Raw genomic sequence first — 20012 nt, forward strand, 5'->3', positions numbered from 1 at the left:
TTCCGGGCGCGTTACACGCCCTGCTTGAGGGAGGCTTCGATGAAGGCGTCGAGATCACCGTCCAGCACCTTCTGGGTGGCGGAGATTTCGACGTTGGTGCGCAGGTCCTTGATGCGGCTGTTGTCCAGCACGTAGCTGCGGATCTGGTGGCCCCAGCCGACATCGGTCTTGGTGTCTTCCAGCTTCTGCTGCTCTTCCTGGCGCTTGCGCATCTCGAAGTCGTACAGGCGCGAGCGCAGGCGCTGCCATGCCACGTCGCGGTTGCTGTGCTGGCTGCGGCCATCCTGGCACTGAACGACGATGCCGGTTGGAATGTGCGTCAAACGCACGGCCGAATCGGTCTTGTTGATGTGCTGGCCGCCGGCGCCGCTGGCGCGGAAGGTGTCGGTGCGCACGTCGGCCGGGTTGATGTCGATCTGGATTGAGTCGTCGATCTCCGGATAGACGAACAGGCTGGCGAAGCTGGTGTGGCGCCCGCCGGACGAGTCGAACGGGCTCTTGCGCACCAGCCGGTGCACGCCGGTCTCGGTGCGCAGCAGGCCGTAGGCGTATTCGCCCTCGATCTTGATCGTGGCGCTCTTGATGCCGGCCACGTCGCCCGGGGTTTCGTCTTCCACCGTGGTCTTGAAGCCCTTGCGTTCGGCGTACTTGAGGTACTGGCGCAGCAGCATGCCCGCCCAGTCGCAGGCCTCGGTGCCACCGGCGCCGGCCTGGATGTCCACGAAGCAGTTGAGCGGATCGGCCTCGTTGCTGAACATGCGGCGGAACTCGAGCATCTCGATCTCGGGCTTGAGCTTGGCGGTCTCGGCCTCGATGGTCATCAGGCCGTCGTCGTCGCCTTCTTCCTTGCTCATGTCGAAGAGCTCGGTGTTGTCGGCCAGCTCGCGCGTGAGCCGCTCCAGCGTGAGCACCACGCCGTCCAGGCTCTTCTTTTCCTTGCCCAACTCCTGGGCCTTCTTGGGGTCGTTCCAGACCGTGGGGTCTTCCAGCGAGGCGTTTACCGTGCGCAGGCGTTCGAATTTGGCATCGAAGTCAAAGATACCTCCGTAACTCTTGCGTGCGCACGGTCAGGTCGGAGAGGGTGTTGCCGATGAGGTTGATGCGTTCTGCGTCCATGGTGCGTGTCCTGAGTGTTCGGTGGAATAACCGGCGATTTTCTCACGCGATGCGCCGCACGCCCCCAATGCCCTTCCACGGGGCGCAGGGCGCTGCCGGCCGGCCCCTTCGCCGGGGCGCAAAACCGGCCGTTATTTCAAAAATGATAGCAAGATGCCCTAGTGGAATATGCGCTGGCGGCCTGTTTCATTCAGGGGTGCTCAGGAACGACTCGATCAGCGCCGCCACCGCGCTGGGCTGGTCATGGTGCAGCATGTGCCCGGCGTCCTGGACCACGGCGGTGCGGCAATCGCGCACGTGGCGCAGGCGGGCGTGGTATTCGGGCAGGTCGTAGCGGTCCTTCCACCACAGGCCCATGCTGTCGTCGCTGGCCTCCACCGCGAGGGTGGGTGCGGTGATGCCGTCGTACAGGGCCAGCGCTTCCTCCACGCGGTAGATCTGCGAACTGGTGATCTTGTGCGCCGCATCGCCCAGGATGCGCCAGCGGCCCTGCGCGTCGGGCGCGGCCCACTGGCGGGCCAGCCAGGCGGCCTTGTCGGCGGACAGGCGCGGGTTGGTCTTGATGAGGCGCTGGGCCACGCCGTCGGCGCTGTCGTAGGCCTTGAGCGATTTCTCGCCGCGCTCCAGCGCCCGGATCTCGTCCATCCACTGCGCGTAGCGCCGGGGGGCCTGGTCGGGCGTGGTGGCCGGCAGGCCGAAGCCTTCCAGGTTCACCAGCCGGCGGATGCGCGCGGGCCGCACGCCGGCATAGGCCATGCACACGTTGCCGCCCATGCTGTGGCCCACCAGATCGACCGGCTGGCCGGGCGCGTAGTGGTCCAGCAGGTGGTCCAGATCAGCCAGGTAGTCGGCGAAAACGTAGTGGTCGCAGGGCCCCGGCAGGCGGCTCAGGCCGAAGCCCCGCCAGTCGGGCGCGATGACCGTGCGGCCGGCGAAGAACGCCTGCGACAGCGCGTCCACCACGAACTGGTACGACGCGCCCACGTCCATCCAGCCGTGCATCAGCACCAGCGGGGGCCGAGAAGGGGAAGACGGGGAAGCGGAGGCGGGCGACGCCTCGCCGTTCCAGCGGCGAACGTGGTATTGCAGGGTGCGGACGGGGACGAATTCGCTCTGGGAGGCGCGGGCGGGCTGGTACATCGGGCGATTATTCGTGCAGGGCGCGGCGGCGTCAGTCAAGGCTGGGACAAGCGGGCGGCCACTCGTTCGGGGCCCTGACTGCGGGGGCCTTCGGGCATGCGGTGCGCTCGCTGCGGGAACAGGGAAAATCCATTATTCTGCCCAGCCCATCCGCAGCTTGTAGGTCTTCTCTCCATGCAAAAAATCCCATTGGGCGCCAGCGCGCTCCAGGTCACGCCCATCTGCCTGGGCACCATGACGTTCGGCGAACAGGTGGACGAAGCCACGGCCCATGCCATTCTCGACCGCTCGCTGGAGCGGGGCGTGAACTTCATCGACACCGCCGAGATGTACGCCGTGCCGGCGCGCGCCGAGACCTACGGCGCCACCGAGACCATCATCGGCCGCTGGTTCGCCAGCCGCCCCGGCGCCCGCGAAAAGACGGTGCTGGCCACCAAGGTGGCGGGCCCCTCGCGCGGCATGCCCTGGGTGCGCGAAGGCAAGGGAATGACCCCGGCCGACATCGTGGCCTCGTGCGACGCCAGCCTGCGCCGCCTGCAGACCGACGTGATCGACCTCTACCAGATCCACTGGCCCGAGCGCCACGTGCCCGCGTTCGGCACGGTGTACTACGACCCCGCCAAGGAAACCTCGGCCACCCCTATCCACGACCAGCTGCAGGCGCTGGCCGGGCTGGTGCAGGCCGGCAAGGTGCGCGCCATCGGCCTGTCCAACGAAACGCCTTACGGCGTGCACGAGTTCGTGCGGCTGGCCGAGCAGCACGGCCTGCCGCGCGTGGCCACGGTGCAGAACCCGTACTGCCTCATCAACCGCACCTGGGAAAACGGCATGGACGAGTCCTGCCACCGCCTGGGCGTGTCGCTGCTGGCGTATTCGCCCCTGGGCTTCGGGCTGCTGACGGGCAAGTACGACGCCAGCGGCACGACGGGCGCCGGTGCGCCGAAGGGTGCGCGCATCGCCAGCTACGAATCGGTGCGCAAGCAGCGCTGGGGCCGGCCCGAGGCGCTGGAGGCCTCGCGCCGCTACAACGCGCTGGCGCGCGAGCACGGCCTCACGCCCACACAGATGGCGCTGGCGTTCTGCTACACCAAGTGGCAGGTGGCCAGCACCATCATCGGCGTGACCTCGCTGGCGCAGCTGGACGAAGACCTCGATGCCTGGGGCACGGTACTCTCGCCCGAGCTGCTCGCGGCCATCGACGCGGTCCGCTGGGAACTGCGAGACCCGGCACTGTGAGCAAGAAGGCCGCCAAGGCCGCCCATGTGAGCGAAACCCCGGCCACCCAGTGGCTGCGGCGCCAGGGCGTGGCCTTCACCGAGCACCCCTACGACTACGTGGAGCACGGCGGCACCGCGCACAGCGCGGCCAGCCTGGGGCTGGACGAGCACGTCGTCGTCAAGACGCTGGTGATGCAGGACCAGGATGCGAAACCCCTCATCGTGCTCATGCACGGCGACCGCAAGGTGTCCACCAAGAACCTGGCGCGGCAGATCGGCGCCAAGTCGGTCGAGCCCTGCCAGCCCGAGGTGGCCAACCGCCACAGCGGGTATCTGGTGGGCGGCACCTCGCCGTTCGGCACGCGGCGCGACATGCCGGTGTACATCGAGGAAAGCATCCTCGCGCTGCCGCGCATCGCCATCAACGGCGGCCGCCGGGGCTTTCTGGTGCAGATCGATCCGCAGGTGTGCGTGCAGCAGCTCGGTGCCAAGCCGGTGCAGTGCGCGCTGGCAGAATAGGCCGCCCCGCCGAACCGGGGCCGCGCCTTCGGGGCGCCGGCCACCGGCACCTCGTGGCGCCTGCATCCTGAAGGAATTTCTACCTTGACCACCGTCTATTGCCTCCTGGCCACCGTGGCCGCCTACCTGCTGGGCTCGCTGTCGTTCGCCGTCATCGTGAGCCGCACCATGGGCCTGAACGATCCCCGCACCTATGGCAGCAAGAACCCCGGCGCCACCAACGTGCTGCGCTCCGGCTCCAAGGCCGCGGCCGTGATCACGCTGCTGCTCGATGCGGTCAAGGGCTGGCTGCCCGTGGTGCTGGTGCAGGCCTTCGGCAAGCCCTATGGCCTGGAGGACGGCACCGTGGCGCTGGTGGGCCTGGCGGCATTCCTCGGGCATCTGTGGCCCGTGTTCTTCCGCTTCGAGGGCGGCAAGGGCGTGGCCACGGCGCTGGGCGTGCTGGTCGGCATCAGCCCATGGCTGGGGCTGGCCACGCTGCTGACCTGGGTCATCATCGCGTTCTTCTTTCGCTACTCGTCGGGCGCGTCGCTCGCGGCGGCGGTGTTCGCGCCGCTGTACTACGTGATGTTCGGCGGCGTGCTGTGGTACACCGACGCGACCATCGGCGTGGCCATCGCCGCCATGTCGGCGCTGCTGGTGTGGCGGCACCGCGAAAACATCCGCCGCCTCATGGCCGGCACCGAATCCCGGCTGGGCCAGAAGAAGAAAAAGCCCTGAATCGAAGGGAACGGAGCCGGGCGGGGGGTAGCCGCCCGGTCAGGGCCGGCCCGCCGTGCTCACCAACCCCATCAGCCCGCTGCTGTGCTGGGCCGCGTAGTGGCCCAGGCGCACCAGCGTGCGGTGGTTGATCTCCACCTTCACCGCGGGCCGGGCCAGTGCTGACTGGATGCGCGGCCGGCCGCTGGCCGTCTGGTGCAGCCGGGGCTGGGCCAGTTGCTCGCCGTCGCGATCGAGCAGGCTGGCCACCAGTGGGGAGTTGACCTTCTCGCTGCGGCGCAGCACCAGGGCGGTCTCGCCGTTGTCCAGCCGCACGAAGGTGCCGGGCGGGCACAGCCCGACGGCGCGCACCAGCGCATAGGTGACTTCGTCGCGCCGGTCCACGTCCTGGCCCACGATGGCGCGCACCGAGTCCGTGGCGCTGCGGCCCGCACGCGACTTGCGCGGGCTGATCATCGCGGCGTAGCGGTCGATCGTGCCCAGGATGCGGCTGAGCCGGTCCTCGGCGGGCATGCCCGCCAGCGGCTGCGTCTCGGCCAGTGGCGCATGGTGCTGGCCCACGACGTCCAGCCACAGCGGGTCCTTCACGTCCAGCTGCTCCAGCAGGGTCATGCTGCGCAGAGGGTGCGCCTCGATGGCCTCCTGCTGCGCGGGGCTGGGCCGCTCGCGCTGGCTGGCCAGCTCGTCCTGCAGCGCGGTCATGCCGATGTTCATGGTGATCGCGGCCCGCACCAGGCTGTCGCGCTCCAGCGTGGGCAGCTGCAGTTCGTGCGCGAGGATGTGGCACAGCGTGCCGCACACCAGGGCGTGCGAGGTGCTGTAGCCCACCGTGGAGGTGGACGCCAGCTGGAACATCAGGTACAGCGCCGCGTCGATGTCGTGCGCCACCAGTTCCTGAAGCCACCGGTCGCACTGGCGCACCTTGGCGGGAAAGTCGTGCACCTGCAGGGGCCGCGACAGGATCACCGCCAGGGCGGATTCCAGGTCCGACCACAGTCCGAGCAGGTCTTCGTATTCGCTGTCGGACGGCTCGCCGGCGCTGGGGGGGCTGTGGGGCATGGGGCGCGGGCTACTGGCGCTTTTCCAGCACCATCTGGTCGTTGATGCGGCTCATCTGGAACTCGTTCAGGAAACTGTTGCCCAGCAGCACGAAGGGCATGGCCTGGGGCGTGACGACGGCGTCCACGCCGAGCACCTCGACGTCGCCGATGCGCACCGAATCGAGCTTGATCCGCCAGCCCTGGGCCGTGCCGTTGGCCGTGCCCAGCACCACGGGCTGCCCGCTGCGGTAGGCCAGGCCCATGCGTTCCGCCTCGGGCTGGCCGATGGCCACGGTACTGGCGCCGGTGTCCACCAGGTACTGCATCGGCCGGCCGTTGATGGTGCCGCTGTTCACGAAATGCCCGCGGCTGTCGGCGGTGAGCACCACGCGCCGGCCCGTGCCGGCGGCGCCGCGGCTGCCCACGCTGACCGGGGCCTCGCCCAGGATCAACGTGCGCCGCGCGCCGGCCAGCTCGACCACCGCCTCCTCGCGGCCGACCGAGACCACCTTCACGCCCTGGTGGCTTTCACCCGGGCCCACGCCGCGCGGCGCGCCACCGTTGACGACCAGCAGCGCCTTGCCGCCCAGGATGCCGGACAGCGCCACCGCCTGGGCGTGCGCCTGCCATGGCGCAAGCGCCAGGGCGGCAGCGAGGGGGAGGGCGCGCAGGAGCATGGAGGGGCAGCCTGGGAGTGAGGGCGGTGATGCGGCAGGCGGCGGGGAAGTCGGTGTCAGTCGCGGAAGTTGTCGAACGACAGTGGAATGTCCACCACTTCCTTGCGCAGCAACGCCATGGCGGCCTGCAGGTCGTCGCGCTTGGCGCCGGTCACGCGCACTTTCTCTTCCTGGATGGCGGCCTGCACCTTGAGCTTGCTTTCCTTGAGGAGCTTCTGGATCTTCTTGGCCAGCTCGCTCTCGATGCCGTTGCGCACCTTCACGACCTGCTTGACCTTGTCGCCGCCGACCTTCTGCGGCTTTTCCATGTCGAGAAAGCGCACGTCCACGTTGCGCTTGGTGAGCTTGTTGCGCAGGATGTCTTCCACCTGGGTGAGCTGGAAGTCGGCATCGCCGAACAGCGTGATCTCCTTGTCCTTGATCTCGATGGCGGCGGACGTGCCCTTGAAGTCGAAGCGCGTGCCGATTTCCTTGGCGGTGTTTTCGACCGCGTTCTTCACTTCTACGAGGTTGGCTTCACAAACGGTGTCAAAAGAAGGCATGGCATCACTCTCGGAAACTGGGGGAGAACCCGGCCGCGAAAAGGGGCCGGGTGCGACAATCCGGTCGATGTTAGTCGAGAAAAACGCTCCCCTGCAGCACTGCAATACCTTCGGCATCGTGGCCCGCGCCCACACGCTGGTGCGTGCCCGCTCGGTCGATGACGTGCGCGCCCTGGTGTCCGACCCGCAGCTGGCGGGCTCGCCCGTCTTCGTGCTGGGCGGCGGCAGCAACATCGTCCTCACGGGCGACGTCAAGCCCGTGGTCCTCAAGATGGAGATCAAGGGCCTGCGGCTGGTGCAGGAAACCCCCCAGGCCTTCATCGTGGAGGCCGGTGCCGGCGAGTCCTGGCACGACGCCGTCGCCTGGACCCTGGCGCACGGCTTTCCCGGGCTGGAAAACCTGGCGCTCATCCCCGGCACCGTGGGCGCGGCGCCCGTGCAGAACATCGGCGCCTACGGCGTCGAGCTGCAGGACCGCTTCGATTCCCTGGACGCCATCGACCTGGCGACGGGCCAGCCGTTCACGCTCGATGCCGCCCAATGCGCGTTCGGCTACCGCGATTCCGTCTTCAAGCACCAGGCCCCCGTCGCCCCCGCGGGCGCCGCCGAGGGCAGCGGGCCGCGCGGCATGGGCCTGGCGGGGCGCGCGGCCATCACGCACGTGCGCTTTCGCCTGCCCAAGCCCTGGAAGCCCGAGCTGGGCTACCTCGACCTGGAGCGCAAGCGGGCCGAGGCCGGCGTGGCCGAGCCCACGGCGCAGCAGATCTTCGAATGGGTGTGCGAGGTGCGCCGCGCCAAGCTGCCCGACCCGGCGGTGGTGGGCAATGCCGGCAGCTTCTTCAAGAACCCCACGGTCACGCCCGACCAGTGCTCGGACATCATCGCCCGCGAGCCGCGCATCGTGCACTACCCCATGCCCGACGGCACCATCAAGCTGGCGGCGGGCTGGCTGATCGATGCCTGCGGCTGGAAGGGCAAGAGCGTGGGCAAGGCCGGCGTGTACGAAAAGCAGGCGCTGGTGCTGGTCAACCGCGGCCGGGGCGCCGATAGCGTGACCGGCGGCGAAGTGATGACGCTGGCCAAGGCCATCCAGACCAGCGTGTACGAGCGCTTCGGCATCCGGCTGGAGCCGGAGCCGGTGGTGGTCTAGGCCCGGCGCATGCGGCCGGTTCTGCCGCGAAGCGGCTGCAAAGCCGTTGCGGAGAAATTGCTATGCTATTAATAGCATCAATGGCATGTTTGACTAGGGCATGAGGCCGATCGGGCTCTTATTTTTGGTGCGACGGCCCGAACGGGGCGCTCAGGCGCCGGCGCCGCCCGCCGGTGGCGCGCGGAAGGCGACCTGGAACCGGTTCCAGCCGTTGATGGCGACGACGGCCAGCGACAGCTCGACGATCTCCGCCTCCGAGAACTGCGCCGCCACCATGTCATAGACCGCGTCCGGCACGTCCTGCGTGGCGGCCAGGCGGGTCAGCGATTCGGCCCAGGCCAGCGCGGCGCGTTCGCGGGCATCGAACAGGCCGGCCTCGCGCCAGGCGGCCAGCAGGTGCAGGCGCCGGTCGGTCTCGCCATGCCGGCGGGCCACGCCCACGTGCAGGTCGATGCAGAACGCGCAGCCGTTGATCTGCGACACGCGCATCTTCACCAGCTCCTTGAGGGCAAGGGGCAGGGCGCCAGCGCGCAACTGGTTCTCCAGCGCCATCATGGCGTTCGCGGTGGCGGGGTGGTTTTTCATGAGGTCGATGCGGGCTTGGGACATTGGGGAGCCTTTCGTGGCGGTGGGTGGTTGAAGGAAGGAGCGGGTGGGAAACCCGTGGCCCATGGCGCGGCCCGCACCCGGCGCGGGTGCCATGCCATGGGAACGGATCGGGAAAGCGGGACCCGGCGGCGGGGCCTACAACCCGCGCAGCTTGTCCGGGTTCAGCACGGCGTAGATGCCGTGGATGTGCGTGCCGTCGGTCTGCAAGGCCAGCGCCACGCGCGGCGTGCCGCCTTCGCGCAGCACCAGACCCGGCGTGCCGTTGATCTGCACTTCCTGCACGGCGAGGTGGCGCAGGTACACGCGCCACAGACCCGCCGCCAGCCGGGCCAGGGCCCGGGGACCGCGCACCACCTTGGTGGCCGCCTGGACCTTGCCGCCCGCATCGGGCGTCCAGGTGGCGTCCGGCGCGAAGAGGGCGAGCAGGGCGCCGTGGTCCTGGGCGCGCATCGCGTCCACGAGGCGGTGCAGCAGGGCCTGCGCGGCGTCCGGCGTGGCCGAAAAGCGCACCTTCTCCCGGCGCACCTGGGTGCGGGCGCGGTGCACCAGCTGGCGGCAGGCCGCCTCGCTGCGGTCCAGCACGGTGGCGATCTCGCCGTAGTCGCTGTCGAACACGTCGTGCAGCAGGAAGGCGGCGCGCTCGTCGGGCGACAGGCGTTCCAGCACCACCAGCAGCGCGATGGACAGATCGGACGCCAGCTCGGCGCGCGCATCGGCCGCCGGCGCGGTGGCGTCGCGGTCCAGCCAGGGTTCGGGCAGCCACGGGCCGCTGTAGGCCTCTCGCTCGGTGCGGGTGGCGCGCAGCCGGTCCACGCACAGGCGCGTGACGGTGGTCACCAGCCAGGCCTCGGCCGTCTGCACGCGCTCGGCCGGCGTGGACTGCCAGCGCAGCCAGGCGTCCTGCAGCACGTCCTGCGCATCGGCGCGGCTGCCCAGCATGCGGTAGGCCACGCCCAGGAGGCGCGGGCGGTGCTGAAGGAACGTGGCGGTGTGCGGGTCCGGGGCGAGGGGAATGTCGGCGTTCATGCCTTCAAGACGGGTGGCCGGGCCGGTTTGTGACAGGAATCCGCGCCGCCTGCCAAAAAAAGAAAACCGCCCGGCCGGGTGGCGGGGCGGTTGCTCTTGTTTTCATAGCTGCCAGCGCATGTCGCGGTAGCGCTGGAGGCCTTTTCGATGCCTGGCGTTACTTTTTCTCGCTGCCGTCGCCCAGCTGCGCCAGCGCGGCATTGCCGCCCAGCGACAGCAGGCCGGACTGGGCGTAGACGCCCAGCTTGTGGCGCGTGTCGATGATGTCCAGGTTGCGCATGGTCAGCTGGCCGATGCGGTCGGCGGGGCTGAACGGCGCGTCTTCCACCTTTTCCATCGACAGGCGCTCGGGCGCATAGGTCAGGTTGGGCGACTCGGTGTTGAGCAGCGAGTAGTCGTTGCCGCGGCGCAGCTCCAGCGTCACCGTGCCGGTCACGGCGCGCGCCACCCAGCGCTGGGCGGTCTCGCGCAGCATGATGGCCTGCGGGTCGAACCAGCGGCCCTGGTACAGCAGGCGGCCCAGTTTCAGGCCGTTCATGCGGTACTGCTCGATGGTGTCTTCGTTGTGGATGCCGGTCACCAGACGCTCGTAGGCGATGTGCAGCAGCGCCAGGCCCGGGGCTTCGTAGATGCCGCGGCTCTTGGCTTCGATGATGCGGTTCTCGATCTGGTCGCTCATCCCCAGGCCGTGGCGGCCGCCGATGCGGTTGGCTTCCAGGATCAGCGCCACGGGGTCGTTGTACTCGACGCCGTTCAGGGCGACGGGCTGGCCTTCCTCGAAGCGCACGGACACTTCCTCGGACTTGACCTGGACATCGTCCTTCCAGAACGCCACCCCCATGATGGGGTTCACGATGCGGATGCCGCTGTTCAGGAACTCCAGGTCCTTGGCCTCGTGCGTCGCGCCCAGCATGTTGCTGTCGGTGCTGTAGGCCTTTTCGGCGCTCATCTTGTAGCCGAAGCCTTCCTTCGTCATGAAGGCCGACATTTCGGCGCGGCCGCCCAACTCGTCGATGAACAGCTGGTCCAGCCAGGGCTTGTAGATCTTGAGCGAGGGGTTGGTGAGCAGGCCGTAGCGGTAAAAGCGCTCGATGTCGTTGCCCTTGAAGGTCGAGCCGTCGCCCCAGATGTGGACGTCGTCTTCCTTCATGGCCGCCACCAGCATGGTGCCGGTGACGGCGCGGCCCAGCGGCGTGGTGTTGAAGTAGGTGATGCCGGCCGTGCTGATGTGGAAGGCGCCGGCCTGCAGCGCGGCGATGCCTTCATGGGCGAGCTGCGTGCGGCAGTCCACCAGGCGGGCTTTTTCGGCGCCGTATTCCATCGCCTTGGCGGGGATGGCGTCGTAGTCCGGCTCGTCGGGCTGGCCCAGGTTGGCCGTGTAGGCGTAGGGCAGGGCGCCCTTGTTCTTCATCCAGCGCAGCGCGGCGCTGGTGTCGAGACCGCCGGAGAAGGCGATGCCGACCTTCTGGTTCAGGGGCAGGTTCTGGAGGATGGTGGCCATGTGCGGTGCCTTGCGGTTCAGCCGAAGTGGCAGATGTAGTGGTAGGCGCTGGCGACGCGGATCTCGAACTTCGACTGGCCGGGCACGCTGAATTTCTCGCCCGCGCCGGACTTCACCCAGGCGTCGGTGCCGTCGAGCTTGTACTCGCACGCGCCGCCCACGCATTCCATGATCTCGGGCGCGCCGGTGTTGAAGGTCAGCGTGGCGGGCAGGATCACGCCCACCGATTTCTTCGTGCCGTCCGGAAACGTGATGTTGTGGCTCACGCATTTGCCGTCGAAATACACGTTGGCTTGGGTGGTGACGGACACGCCGTCGATGGTTTCGGTGGTCATGGATGCGCTTGAAAGGAAGAGGAAGGGGGAAAACCGAAGATTCTAGGTTGAACGCTGCGGCCGGCCCCCGTTCCCCGTGCGAGGCGGCGCCCCAAAACGCCGGGCCGAAGGCGCGCCCCACGAAAAAGGGAGCCCGAAGGCTCCCTGCTGGATGGGTTGGCCGTCCGGCCGGTGGTGCCTTCAGCGCCAGTAGGGATCGCGCGGGCGGGGCGGGTAGTAGGGGCGGCCGTAGCTGTCGTGGTATTCGATGACCGTGGTGGACGGGGGCGTCACGTAGGCGGGCGGGCCAGGGTAGGTGGAGACCACCACGCCCGGCTGGGCGTAGCCGCCGGAGTAGGCGGGGGCCGGCGGTGCGCTGGCGATGGGCTGCACGCTCACGGGAATCCAGGCGCCCGGGTCGTGCTGCGTGCGGGTGGTGTACTGGCGGCCCGCGTACTCGTACAGCACGTTGTAGCCCATGGTGCGGTTCTCGTAGTACGTCTGGGTGGAGCAGCGCTGCACGTTCTGGTACTCGGGCCGGGTGCCCTCGATGTTGTTGCCCAGCACGGCCCCGCCGATCAGCCCGATGGCGGTGGCGGCGGCGCGTCCGCTGCCCTTGCCGATCGCGTTGCCGGTGGCCCCGCCGGCGATGGCGCCCAGCACCGCCCCGGCGCCGGTCGGCCGGGATTCGCCGTAGATGGTTTCGTTACCGCACACCTGCTGGGGAATGGCCACCTGCTCGGTAATGGGGGTGGCGGAGAGGACGCGGCCCTGCTCCTGGGCGCTGGCACCGGCTGCAACGGCAGCCAGCGCGGTCAACAAGATGATTTTCTTCATGGAGAAGCTCCTTTCGGTCGGTGTACAACGCATCAGGCTGAGAAAAAGTTTAGGGTCGCCGTGTCAAGCCTGCAGCCGGGGGCCGTAAATCTGGGTAAAGATTTGTGCCGTTTCAGGGCTTGGAGCGCGCGGTGGCGGCTTCGTTCCAATCGGCTTCGTTGAAACCCACGGTGATGCGGCCGTCCGCCCATTCCACGACCGGGCGCTTGATGACGCTGGGCTGCGCCTGCATCACCTCGGCGGCGCTGCCCTCGTCGTGCACGGTGGCCTGGGTGGCCGCATCCAGCTTGCGCCAGGTCGTTCCCTGGCGGTTGAGCAGCTTTTCCCAGCCCACCGCATCGGCCCAGTGCGGCAGGCGATCGGCCGGCACGCCCTGCTTCTTGAAGTCGTGGAACTGGTGCGCAATGCCCTGGGCGGCAAGCCAGGCGCGGGCCTTCTTGACCGTGTCGCAGTTGGGAATGCCGTAGAGCACGGTGGTGTCCGGGCGGGCGGCGGGGTGGGCGGGGGGACGGGTGGGGGTACTCATGGCGCAGATCATCGTGCAAGCCGCGCTCGGCGACAATCCGGCCCCGTATGCACACCAATTTCGACACCCTGGAAGGCTGGCTCGGCCATTGCGAGCGCCTGCACCCGAAGAACATCGACATGGGCCTGGACCGCGTGCGTGCCGTGGCCCGGCGCATGGATCTGCGGTTCGACTGCCCGGTCATCACCGTGGCCGGCACCAACGGCAAGGGCTCCACCTGCGCCATGCTCGAAGCGGTGGCGCTGCAGTCGGGCTACCGCACCGGGGTGTACACGTCGCCGCACCTGGTGCACTTCGAGGAACGGTGTCGCATCCACGGCGAGATCGTCGCCGCATCGGATCTGATCGCACACTTCGCCGCCGTGGAAAGCGCCAGGACCCTGGACGGCGAGGACATCTCGCTGTCGTACTTCGAGTTCACCACCCTTGCGATTCTGCGGCTCATGAGCCTGTCGCGGCTGGATGTGGCCATCCTCGAGGTCGGCCTGGGTGGGCGGCTCGATGCCACCAACGTGATCGACACGGACTGCGCCGTCATCACCAGCATCGACATCGACCACACCGAATTCCTGGGGCCCGACCGCGAAACCATCGGGCGCGAGAAGGCGGGCATCATGCGCACGGGCCGCCCCGTGGTGGTGAGCGATCCCATGGCGCCGCAGAGCGTGCTCGACCATGCGCTGGAAATCGGCGCCGACCTGTGGCGCTTCGGCCATGACTTCAACTTTTCGGGCGACAAGCAGCAGTGGAGCTGGGCTGGGCGGGGCCGCCGCTACGCCGGCATGGCCTACCCCTCCTTGCGGGGCGCCAACCAGCTCGTCAATGCCTCTGGCGCCCTGGCAGCGCTCGAGGCCCTGCGCGATCGGCTTCCGGTCACCGCCCAGGCGGTGCGCAACGGGCTGGCCATGGTGGAGCTGCCGGGGCGCTTCCAGATCGTTCCCGGCCAGCCGACCCTGGTGCTGGATGTGGCGCACAACCCCCATTCGGTGGCGGCGCTGACCGCCAACCTGGACGCGATGGGGTTCTTCCCCACCACGCATGCCGTGCTGGGCGCCATGGCCGACAAGGACCTCGGCCCCATGCTGGCCAAGATCGGCCCGCTGGTGGACCGCTGGTATTTCACCGATCTGCCCACGCCCCGCGCCGAGAGCGCCGCGGGCCTGCAGCAGAAATGGAATGCCCTGCAGATCGTGGCCGGGGGGCGCCGCACCGTGCCCACCAGCCTGCACGCGGACCCTCAGCAGGCACTGCAGGCGGCCGTCGATGCCGCGGAGCCGGCTGATAGAATCGTGGTCTTTGGCTCGTTCTACACGGTGGGCGGCGTTCTGACCAACGGGACGCCTCGCCTGCAGGCCAAGCATCTGGGCGCATAAGGTCCGCACGATTCTGCACTCCATGGCATTTTTCAAGTTTCGGTGGCCCGGCAGCAAGGAGCAACCCGATAAACCCGCGGGCAAGCGTTCGCGCAATGCCCAGGCCGAGAGCATCGAGGCCATGCGTCGGCGCGCACGGCACCGGCTGATCGGCGCAGCGGTGCTGGTGTTGCTGGGGGTGGTGGGTTTCCCCATCCTGTTCGACACCCAGCCGCGCCCCATTCCGGTCGATATTCCCATCGACATTCCCGATCGCAACAAGGTGGCTCCCCTGGTGGTGCCCGAGGCTGCGCCGGCCCGTCCGGCAGCGTCGGCCCCGGCCATGGCGTCCGCCGGGGGCCTGGCCGAAGGCGAAGAGGTCGTGCCGTCCAGCCGCAACGCGCCCAAGCCGGTGGCGTCTGCTCCGGTGCACGCCCCTGCGCCCGCGCCTTCAGCGGCGTCCAAGCCCGAGGTGCGGGCCGAGCCCAAGCCGGTGCCCCGGCCGGAGCCCAAGCTACAGGTCCACGAAGCGAAACCGGAACCCAAACCCGAACCCAAGCCCGAGGCCAAACCGCAGCGCTCGGAAGACGCGGCGCGTGCGCGGGCCTTGCTCGAAGGGCGCGATAGCCCGGCTCCGGTTGCGGCCGCCTCCAAAAGCGAAGAGGGCCGGCTGATCGTGCAGGTGGGTGCCTTCGCCGATGCCGACAAGGCCCGCGAAGTGCGCCAGTCGCTGGAGCGCGCCGGCCTCAAGACCTACACCCAGGTGGTGGACACCAAGGACGGTAAACGCACCCGCGTCAGGGTCGGCCCCTATGCCTCCCGCGCCGAAGCGGACAAGGCGGCTGCGCGCGTGAAGGGCCTGGGCCTGTCGGCTTCGGTCCTGGCGCTGTAGCCGGCCGACGGCTCGCGTGCGTGCATGGCATCGCTGGACTGGATTTTCTTGGCGGTGCTGCTGGGGTCCCTGGTGCTGGGGGCCTGGCGCGGGCTGATTTATGAAGTGTTGTCGCTGGCAGGCTGGGTCATGGCCTTTTTCATGGCCCAGTGGTGGGCCGAGGACGTGGGGCGGTGGTTGCCGATTTCCGATTCGGCCGAGTCCGTCCGGCATGCGGCGGGCTTTGCCCTGGCGTTCATCGGCACGCTGTTTGCCTGTGGATTCCTGGCCTGGCTGGCCAAAAAATTGATCGAGGCGGTGGGGCTGCGCCCTGTGGACCGCACGCTCGGGGCCGCGTTCGGGGCCCTGCGGGGCATGGTGCTGCTGCTGGCGGCATCGCTCGTGGTGCTGTGGACCCCCTTGCAGGAGGGGCTGTGGTGGAAAGAGTCGCAGGCCGCCCCCATATTGACGGGTGTGCTGGAAGTTTTGAAGCCGGCTTTGCCGCCAGCGCTGGGAAGGCATCTGCCTTCATGACAGGGACGCAGCGCCACCCGGGTGGCGCTGCACTGATTTTTTATTGCGGGATCGCCCGCCTTTGGATGGAACGCGAATATGTGTGGAATCGTCGGCGTGGTCAGCACGGCTCCTGTCAACCAACTGGTCTATGACGCTCTGCTGCTTCTGCAGCACCGGGGCCAGGATGCGGCGGGCATCGTCACCCAGCAGGGGCGCAAGTTCTTCATGCACAAGGCCAAGGGCATGGTGCGCGACGTGTTTCGCACGCGCAACATGCGTGCGTTGCCGGGCACGGTCGGCCTGGGTCAGGTGCGCTACCCCACGGCGGGCAATGCCTACAGTGAGGAAGAGGCCCAGCCGTTCTACGTGAACGCCCCCTTCGGCCTGGTGCTGGTGCACAACGGCAACCTGACCAATGCGCAATCGCTGCGCGCCGAATTGTTTTCGACCGACCACCGCCACACCAACACCGAGAGCGACTCCGAAGTGCTGCTCAACGTGTTCGCGCATGAGCTGGAGCGCGCCACCCGCGGTGTGCCGCTGCAGACCGAAGACGTGTTTGCGGCCGTGCGTGCCGTGCACCGCCGCGTCAAGGGCTCCTACGCCGTGATCGCGCTGATCGCCGGCCACGGGCTGGTCGCCTTCCGTGATCCCCACGGCATCCGCCCGCTGTGCATGGGCCGCAGCCCGGAAGGCACCGTGATGGTCGGCAGCGAGTCGGTGGCCCTGGAAGGCACCAACCACGTGTTCGAGCGCGATATCCAGCCGGGCGAGGCTGTGTTCATCACGGACGACGGCACGGTGCATGCGCAGCAGTGCGCCGATGCGCCGCAGCTCAACCCCTGCATTTTCGAGTTCGTCTATCTGGCGCGTCCGGATTCGGTGCTGGACGGCATCTCGGTGTACCAGGCCCGCCTGAACCTGGGCGAGGCGTTGGCCAAGCGCGTGGTCTCCACGGTGCCGCCCAACGAGATCGACGTGATCATTCCCATCCCGGAATCGAGCCGCCCGAGCGCCACGCAACTGGCGCATCTGCTGGGAATTCCGTACCGCGAGGGCTTCGTGAAGAACCGCTACGTGGGGCGCACCTTCATCATGCCGGGGCAGGGCGTTCGCAAGAAGTCCGTGCGGCAAAAGTTGAACGTCATCGCCAGCGAGTTCAAGGGCCGCAACGTGCTGCTGGTGGACGACTCCATCGTGCGTGGCACCACCTCGCGCGAGATCGTGCAGATGGCGCGCGACGCGGGCGCCCGCAAGGTCTACCTGGCCAGCGCCGCGCCGCCGGTGCGCTATCCCAACGTGTACGGCATCGACATGCCCACAAGCAATGAACTGGTGGCCCATGGCCGCACGGTCGAAGAAGTGCGGCAGTCCATCGGCTGCGATGCCTTGATCTATCAGGACGTCAACGGCATGAAGAAGGCGGTCGGCGCCCTGAACGGGCGCATCGAAGGCTTCGACGCCTCGTGCTTCGACGGCGTGTACGTCACGGGCGACATCACCGCGCAGGACATCGCGCGGCTGAACGAAGGGCGTGTGGGCGTGGAGGAGCCGCAGGAGGAAGACACTTCCCGCCTGGCCCTGCCCAACGCGCAGGACGCCTGACCGCTATTCGCTTGGATCTTCACGCCATGAACTCCCCCTTGAATGCCCGAACCCTTCCCGAAGGCCTGCACCCCGACACGCTGGCGGTGCGCGAAGCCATTCCCCGCAGCGTGTACGGCGAGCATTCCGAGGCGCTGTACCTGAGCAGCAGCTTCGTGCAGCCCGACGCGGCGACGGCGGCGCGCCGGTTTGCCGGCGAGGAAGAGGGCTACACCTACACCCGGACCGGCAATCCCACGGTCACGAGCTTCGAGCGGCGCCTGGCCGCCCTGGAAGGCACCGAATCCGCGATCGGCACCGCCACCGGCATGTCTGCCATCCTGCTCATGTGCCTGGCACTGCTCAAGACCGGCGACCATGTGATCTGCTCCCGGTCGATGTTCGGCTCGACCATCAAACTCATCGGCGGAGAGCTGTCGCGTTTCGGCGTGCAGACCACGTTCGTGCCGCAGACCGATGCGGCCGCATGGAAGGCTGCGCTGCGCCCGGAAACGCGGCTCATGTTTGCGGAAACCCCCACCAATCCGCTGACCGATCTGTGCGACATCCAGGCGCTGGCCGACATCGCCCATGAAGCCGGCGTGCTGCTTGCCGTGGACAACTGCTTCGCCTCTCCCGCCTTGCAGCAGCCCGCCAAATGGGGGGCGGATCTGGTCCTGCACTCCGGCACCAAGTTCCTCGACGGACAAGGCCGGGTGATGGCGGGGGCCGTGTGCGGACCCCGCGCGCTCATCGACGACAAGCTCGCGCCCATGATCCGCAGCGCGGGCATGAACCTGTCGCCCTTCAATGCATGGGTGGTTCTGAAGGGCATGGAAACCTTGTCCATCCGCATGAAGGCGCAAAGCGCCAACGCGCTGCAACTGGCCACCTGGCTCGAATCGCATCCGCGCGTGGCGCGCGTGTACTACCCGGGGCTGGCGTCCCATCCCCAGCATGCGCTGGCCATGCGCCAGCAATCCGGCCTCGGCGGCGCTGTGGTGTCGTTCGACGTCAAGGTGAAAGAGGGCGATCCGGCCTCGGCCCGTGCGCAGGCATTCCATGTGATCGACAGCACGCGGGTGTGCAGCATCACGGCCAATCTCGGCGACACCAAGACCACCATCACCCATCCCGCCAGCACCTCGCATGGCCGCCTGACCGAAGAGCAGCGCCAGGCCGCCGGCCTGGGGCAAGGCCTGATCCGCGTGGCGGTCGGGCTGGAGCACATCGAAGATTTGAAGGCCGACCTCGCGCGCGGCCTGGATACCCTGCAATGACCGAAGCCAACCTGACCCAGCGCGTTCGCACGCGTTTCGCTCCCTCGCCCACGGGGTTCATCCATCTGGGGAACATCCGCTCCGCCCTGTACCCTTGGGCGTTCGCCCGCGCGACGGGTGGCGACTTCATTCTGCGCATCGAGGACACCGACCTGGAGCGGTCCAGCCAGGCCGCCGTGGACGTGATTCTGGAAGGCATGGAATGGCTCGGCATGCAACCCGACGAAGGCCCGTTCTACCAGATGCAGCGCATGGACCGGTACAAGGAAGTGCTGGCCCAGCTGCAGGAGGCCGGCCATGTCTATCCCTGCTACATGAGCGTGCCGGAACTCGACGCGCTGCGCGAACGGCAGATGCAGGCCAAGGAAAAGCCGCGCTACGACGGCACGTGGCGTCCCGAGCCTGGCAAGACCCTGCCGGACGTGCCGCAGGGCGTGCAGCCGGTGCTGCGTTTTCGCAATCCGCTGGGCGGCTCCGTCGTATGGGACGACAAGGTCAAGGGCCGCATCGAGATCCGCAACGACGAGCTCGACGATCTGGTGATCGCGCGGCCCGATGGCACGCCCACGTACAACTTCTGCGTGGTGGTCGATGACATCGACATGGCGATCACGCATGTGATCCGTGGGGACGACCACGTCAACAACACACCGCGCCAGATCAACATTTTCGAGGCCCTCGGAAAGCAGCCGCCGGTGTATGCCCACCTGCCCACCGTGCTCAACGAGCAGGGCGAGAAGATGAGCAAGCGCAACGGCGCCAAGCCCGTGACCCAGTACCGGGACGAAGGCTATCTGCCCGAAGCCATGGTGAACTACCTGGCCCGCCTGGGCTGGAGCCACGGCGACGACGAGATCTTCAGCCGCGAGCAATTCTTGCAGTGGTTCAATCTCGACCATCTGGGGCGCAGCGCCGCCCAGTTTGACGAAGCCAAGCTGCGGTGGGTGAACGCGCAGCATCTCAAAGCCATGCCGGACGAAACCCTGGCCGCCCTCGTGGCGCCGCGGCTGGAACAGCGGGGCGTTTCTGCGGCAGAGTTGGCTGATGGTCGCCTTCCGCGCATCTGCGCGCTTTTCAAGGACCGTTGCGACACGACCGTGGCATTGGCGGACTGGGCTTTCGTCTTCTACGGCGATGTGAAGCCCAACCCCGAGGAGTACGCCAAGCACGTGACCGAAGCCGTGTGGCCTGCCATCGGCGCGTTGGCGCAGGCCCTGGCCACCTGCACGTGGGACAAGGCGGCGATCGCTGCCGCCTTCAAGGAAGTGCTGGCCGCCCATTCGCTCAAGATGCCGCAACTGGCCATGCCGGTGCGCGTGCTGACCGTGGGAACGGCCCACACGCCATCGGTCGATGCGGTGCTCGAACTCGTAGGCCGCGAAAAAATCGCAGCGAGATTGCTGAAGCCTTAAAAACCTGTCTATAATTCAAGGCTCAGGAAATGATGACAGTCACAGTGTGAATGTGGTCATTCA

General features: G+C 67.9%; 21 protein-coding genes. 10 read left to right on the plus strand and 11 right to left on the minus strand.

What is annotated here, in order from left to right; all coding sequences use genetic code 11:
• Nucleotides 1-11 precede the first annotated feature (11 nt).
• Together prfB and AVTE2539_RS15820 are read right to left on the minus strand one after the other, a co-directional pair.
• Nucleotides 12-1116, minus strand: a protein-coding gene (gene prfB / locus AVTE2539_RS15815; RefSeq protein WP_272552141.1) for a peptide chain release factor 2 whose coding sequence is annotated in 2 segments (ribosomal slippage) — nucleotides 12-1034 and nucleotides 1036-1116 — 1104 coding nt in all. Because the reading frame shifts where the segments join, the coding sequence is not laid out codon by codon here.
• A gap of 186 nt (nucleotides 1117-1302) precedes the next feature.
• Nucleotides 1303-2256 (minus strand): alpha/beta fold hydrolase, encoded by a 954-nt coding sequence (locus AVTE2539_RS15820; protein WP_284412001.1) that lies wholly within the window; start codon nucleotides 2254-2256, stop codon nucleotides 1303-1305.
• A gap of 174 nt (nucleotides 2257-2430) precedes the next feature.
• Here AVTE2539_RS15820 and AVTE2539_RS15825 point away from each other — a divergent pair, with 174 nt between their 5' ends.
• The 3 genes from AVTE2539_RS15825 (at nucleotide 2431) to plsY (ending at nucleotide 4712) form a co-directional block, all read left to right on the plus strand.
• A complete protein-coding gene (locus AVTE2539_RS15825) occupies nucleotides 2431-3492 on the plus strand; it encodes an aldo/keto reductase (RefSeq protein ID WP_284398709.1) in 1062 nt (353 codons plus the stop codon).
• The gene (locus AVTE2539_RS15830) at nucleotides 3489-3992 is read left to right on the plus strand and encodes an aminoacyl-tRNA deacylase (protein WP_284412002.1); all 504 of its coding nucleotides are present in this window, start codon (nucleotides 3489-3491) and stop codon (nucleotides 3990-3992) included. The genes AVTE2539_RS15825 and AVTE2539_RS15830 overlap by 4 nt, the downstream gene beginning before the upstream one ends.
• Nucleotides 3993-4076: 84 nt before the next feature.
• Nucleotides 4077-4712, plus strand: coding sequence for a glycerol-3-phosphate 1-O-acyltransferase PlsY (gene plsY / locus AVTE2539_RS15835; RefSeq protein WP_272568532.1), 636 nt, complete (start codon nucleotides 4077-4079; stop codon nucleotides 4710-4712).
• Nucleotides 4713-4751: 39 nt separating this feature from the next.
• Here the strand turns inward: plsY and AVTE2539_RS15840 are convergent, their stop codons facing one another.
• From AVTE2539_RS15840 to AVTE2539_RS15850, 3 genes are read right to left on the minus strand one after another with little or no spacing between them, the layout of a single operon-like run.
• Nucleotides 4752-5771, minus strand: coding sequence for an HD-GYP domain-containing protein (locus AVTE2539_RS15840; protein ID WP_284412003.1), 1020 nt, complete (start codon nucleotides 5769-5771; stop codon nucleotides 4752-4754).
• 10 nt (nucleotides 5772-5781) lie between these two features.
• On the minus strand, nucleotides 5782-6429 hold the full coding sequence (locus tag AVTE2539_RS15845) for a retropepsin-like aspartic protease family protein (protein ID WP_284412005.1): 648 nt from the start codon (nucleotides 6427-6429) through the stop codon (nucleotides 5782-5784).
• A gap of 56 nt (nucleotides 6430-6485) precedes the next feature.
• A complete protein-coding gene (locus tag AVTE2539_RS15850) occupies nucleotides 6486-6971 on the minus strand; it encodes a YajQ family cyclic di-GMP-binding protein (RefSeq protein ID WP_272568536.1) in 486 nt (161 codons plus the stop codon).
• A gap of 67 nt (nucleotides 6972-7038) precedes the next feature.
• Between AVTE2539_RS15850 and murB the strand changes: the two genes are divergently transcribed.
• Nucleotides 7039-8121: a UDP-N-acetylmuramate dehydrogenase gene (gene murB / locus AVTE2539_RS15855; protein ID WP_284412008.1), complete on the plus strand. Its 1083-nt coding sequence runs from the start codon at nucleotides 7039-7041 to the stop codon at nucleotides 8119-8121.
• Nucleotides 8122-8271: 150 nt separating this feature from the next.
• Here murB and AVTE2539_RS15860 read toward each other — a convergent pair whose 3' ends face one another.
• The 6 genes from AVTE2539_RS15860 to AVTE2539_RS15885 all read right to left on the minus strand — a co-directional run bounded on the left by AVTE2539_RS15860 (nucleotide 8272) and on the right by AVTE2539_RS15885 (nucleotide 12934).
• Complete coding sequence (locus tag AVTE2539_RS15860) at nucleotides 8272-8730, minus strand: carboxymuconolactone decarboxylase family protein (RefSeq protein ID WP_284412011.1); 459 nt, start codon at nucleotides 8728-8730, stop codon at nucleotides 8272-8274.
• Between the two features lie 135 nt (nucleotides 8731-8865).
• Nucleotides 8866-9756, minus strand: a complete 891-nt coding sequence (gene sigJ, locus AVTE2539_RS15865) for an RNA polymerase sigma factor SigJ (protein WP_284412013.1) — start codon at nucleotides 9754-9756, stop codon at nucleotides 8866-8868.
• 157 nt (nucleotides 9757-9913) lie between these two features.
• Nucleotides 9914-11257 (minus strand): argininosuccinate synthase, encoded by a 1344-nt coding sequence (gene argG, locus AVTE2539_RS15870; protein ID WP_272568543.1) that lies wholly within the window; start codon nucleotides 11255-11257, stop codon nucleotides 9914-9916.
• A gap of 17 nt (nucleotides 11258-11274) precedes the next feature.
• The gene (gene ppnP, locus AVTE2539_RS15875) at nucleotides 11275-11592 is read right to left on the minus strand and encodes a pyrimidine/purine nucleoside phosphorylase (protein WP_272568545.1); all 318 of its coding nucleotides are present in this window, start codon (nucleotides 11590-11592) and stop codon (nucleotides 11275-11277) included.
• 180 nt (nucleotides 11593-11772) lie between these two features.
• The gene (locus tag AVTE2539_RS15880; protein ID WP_272568547.1) at nucleotides 11773-12408 is read right to left on the minus strand and encodes a glycine zipper 2TM domain-containing protein; all 636 of its coding nucleotides are present in this window, start codon (nucleotides 12406-12408) and stop codon (nucleotides 11773-11775) included.
• Nucleotides 12409-12520: 112 nt separating this feature from the next.
• A complete protein-coding gene (locus tag AVTE2539_RS15885; RefSeq protein ID WP_284412015.1) occupies nucleotides 12521-12934 on the minus strand; it encodes an ArsC family reductase in 414 nt (137 codons plus the stop codon).
• A gap of 47 nt (nucleotides 12935-12981) precedes the next feature.
• Between AVTE2539_RS15885 and folC the strand changes: the two genes are divergently transcribed.
• From folC to gltX, 6 genes are all read left to right on the plus strand, one after another.
• On the plus strand, nucleotides 12982-14307 hold the full coding sequence (gene folC / locus AVTE2539_RS15890; protein ID WP_284412018.1) for a bifunctional tetrahydrofolate synthase/dihydrofolate synthase: 1326 nt from the start codon (nucleotides 12982-12984) through the stop codon (nucleotides 14305-14307).
• Between the two features lie 22 nt (nucleotides 14308-14329).
• Complete coding sequence (locus tag AVTE2539_RS15895; protein WP_284412020.1) at nucleotides 14330-15178, plus strand: SPOR domain-containing protein; 849 nt, start codon at nucleotides 14330-14332, stop codon at nucleotides 15176-15178.
• A gap of 24 nt (nucleotides 15179-15202) precedes the next feature.
• A complete protein-coding gene (locus AVTE2539_RS15900) occupies nucleotides 15203-15691 on the plus strand; it encodes a CvpA family protein (RefSeq protein ID WP_272568564.1) in 489 nt (162 codons plus the stop codon).
• 78 nt (nucleotides 15692-15769) lie between these two features.
• Nucleotides 15770-17278 (plus strand): amidophosphoribosyltransferase, encoded by a 1509-nt coding sequence (purF, locus tag AVTE2539_RS15905; protein WP_284412022.1) that lies wholly within the window; start codon nucleotides 15770-15772, stop codon nucleotides 17276-17278.
• A 26-nt stretch (nucleotides 17279-17304) separates the two neighbouring features.
• Nucleotides 17305-18537, plus strand: coding sequence for an O-succinylhomoserine sulfhydrylase (locus AVTE2539_RS15910; protein WP_284412024.1), 1233 nt, complete (start codon nucleotides 17305-17307; stop codon nucleotides 18535-18537).
• Nucleotides 18534-19949, plus strand: a complete 1416-nt coding sequence (gene gltX / locus AVTE2539_RS15915) for a glutamate--tRNA ligase (protein ID WP_284412026.1) — start codon at nucleotides 18534-18536, stop codon at nucleotides 19947-19949. Before AVTE2539_RS15910 ends, gltX begins: the two co-directional genes overlap by 4 nt.
• Nucleotides 19950-20012 lie beyond the last annotated feature (63 nt).

Source organism: Acidovorax sp. SUPP2539 (genome assembly GCF_030158975.1).
GTDB lineage: Bacteria > Pseudomonadota > Gammaproteobacteria > Burkholderiales > Burkholderiaceae_C > Paracidovorax.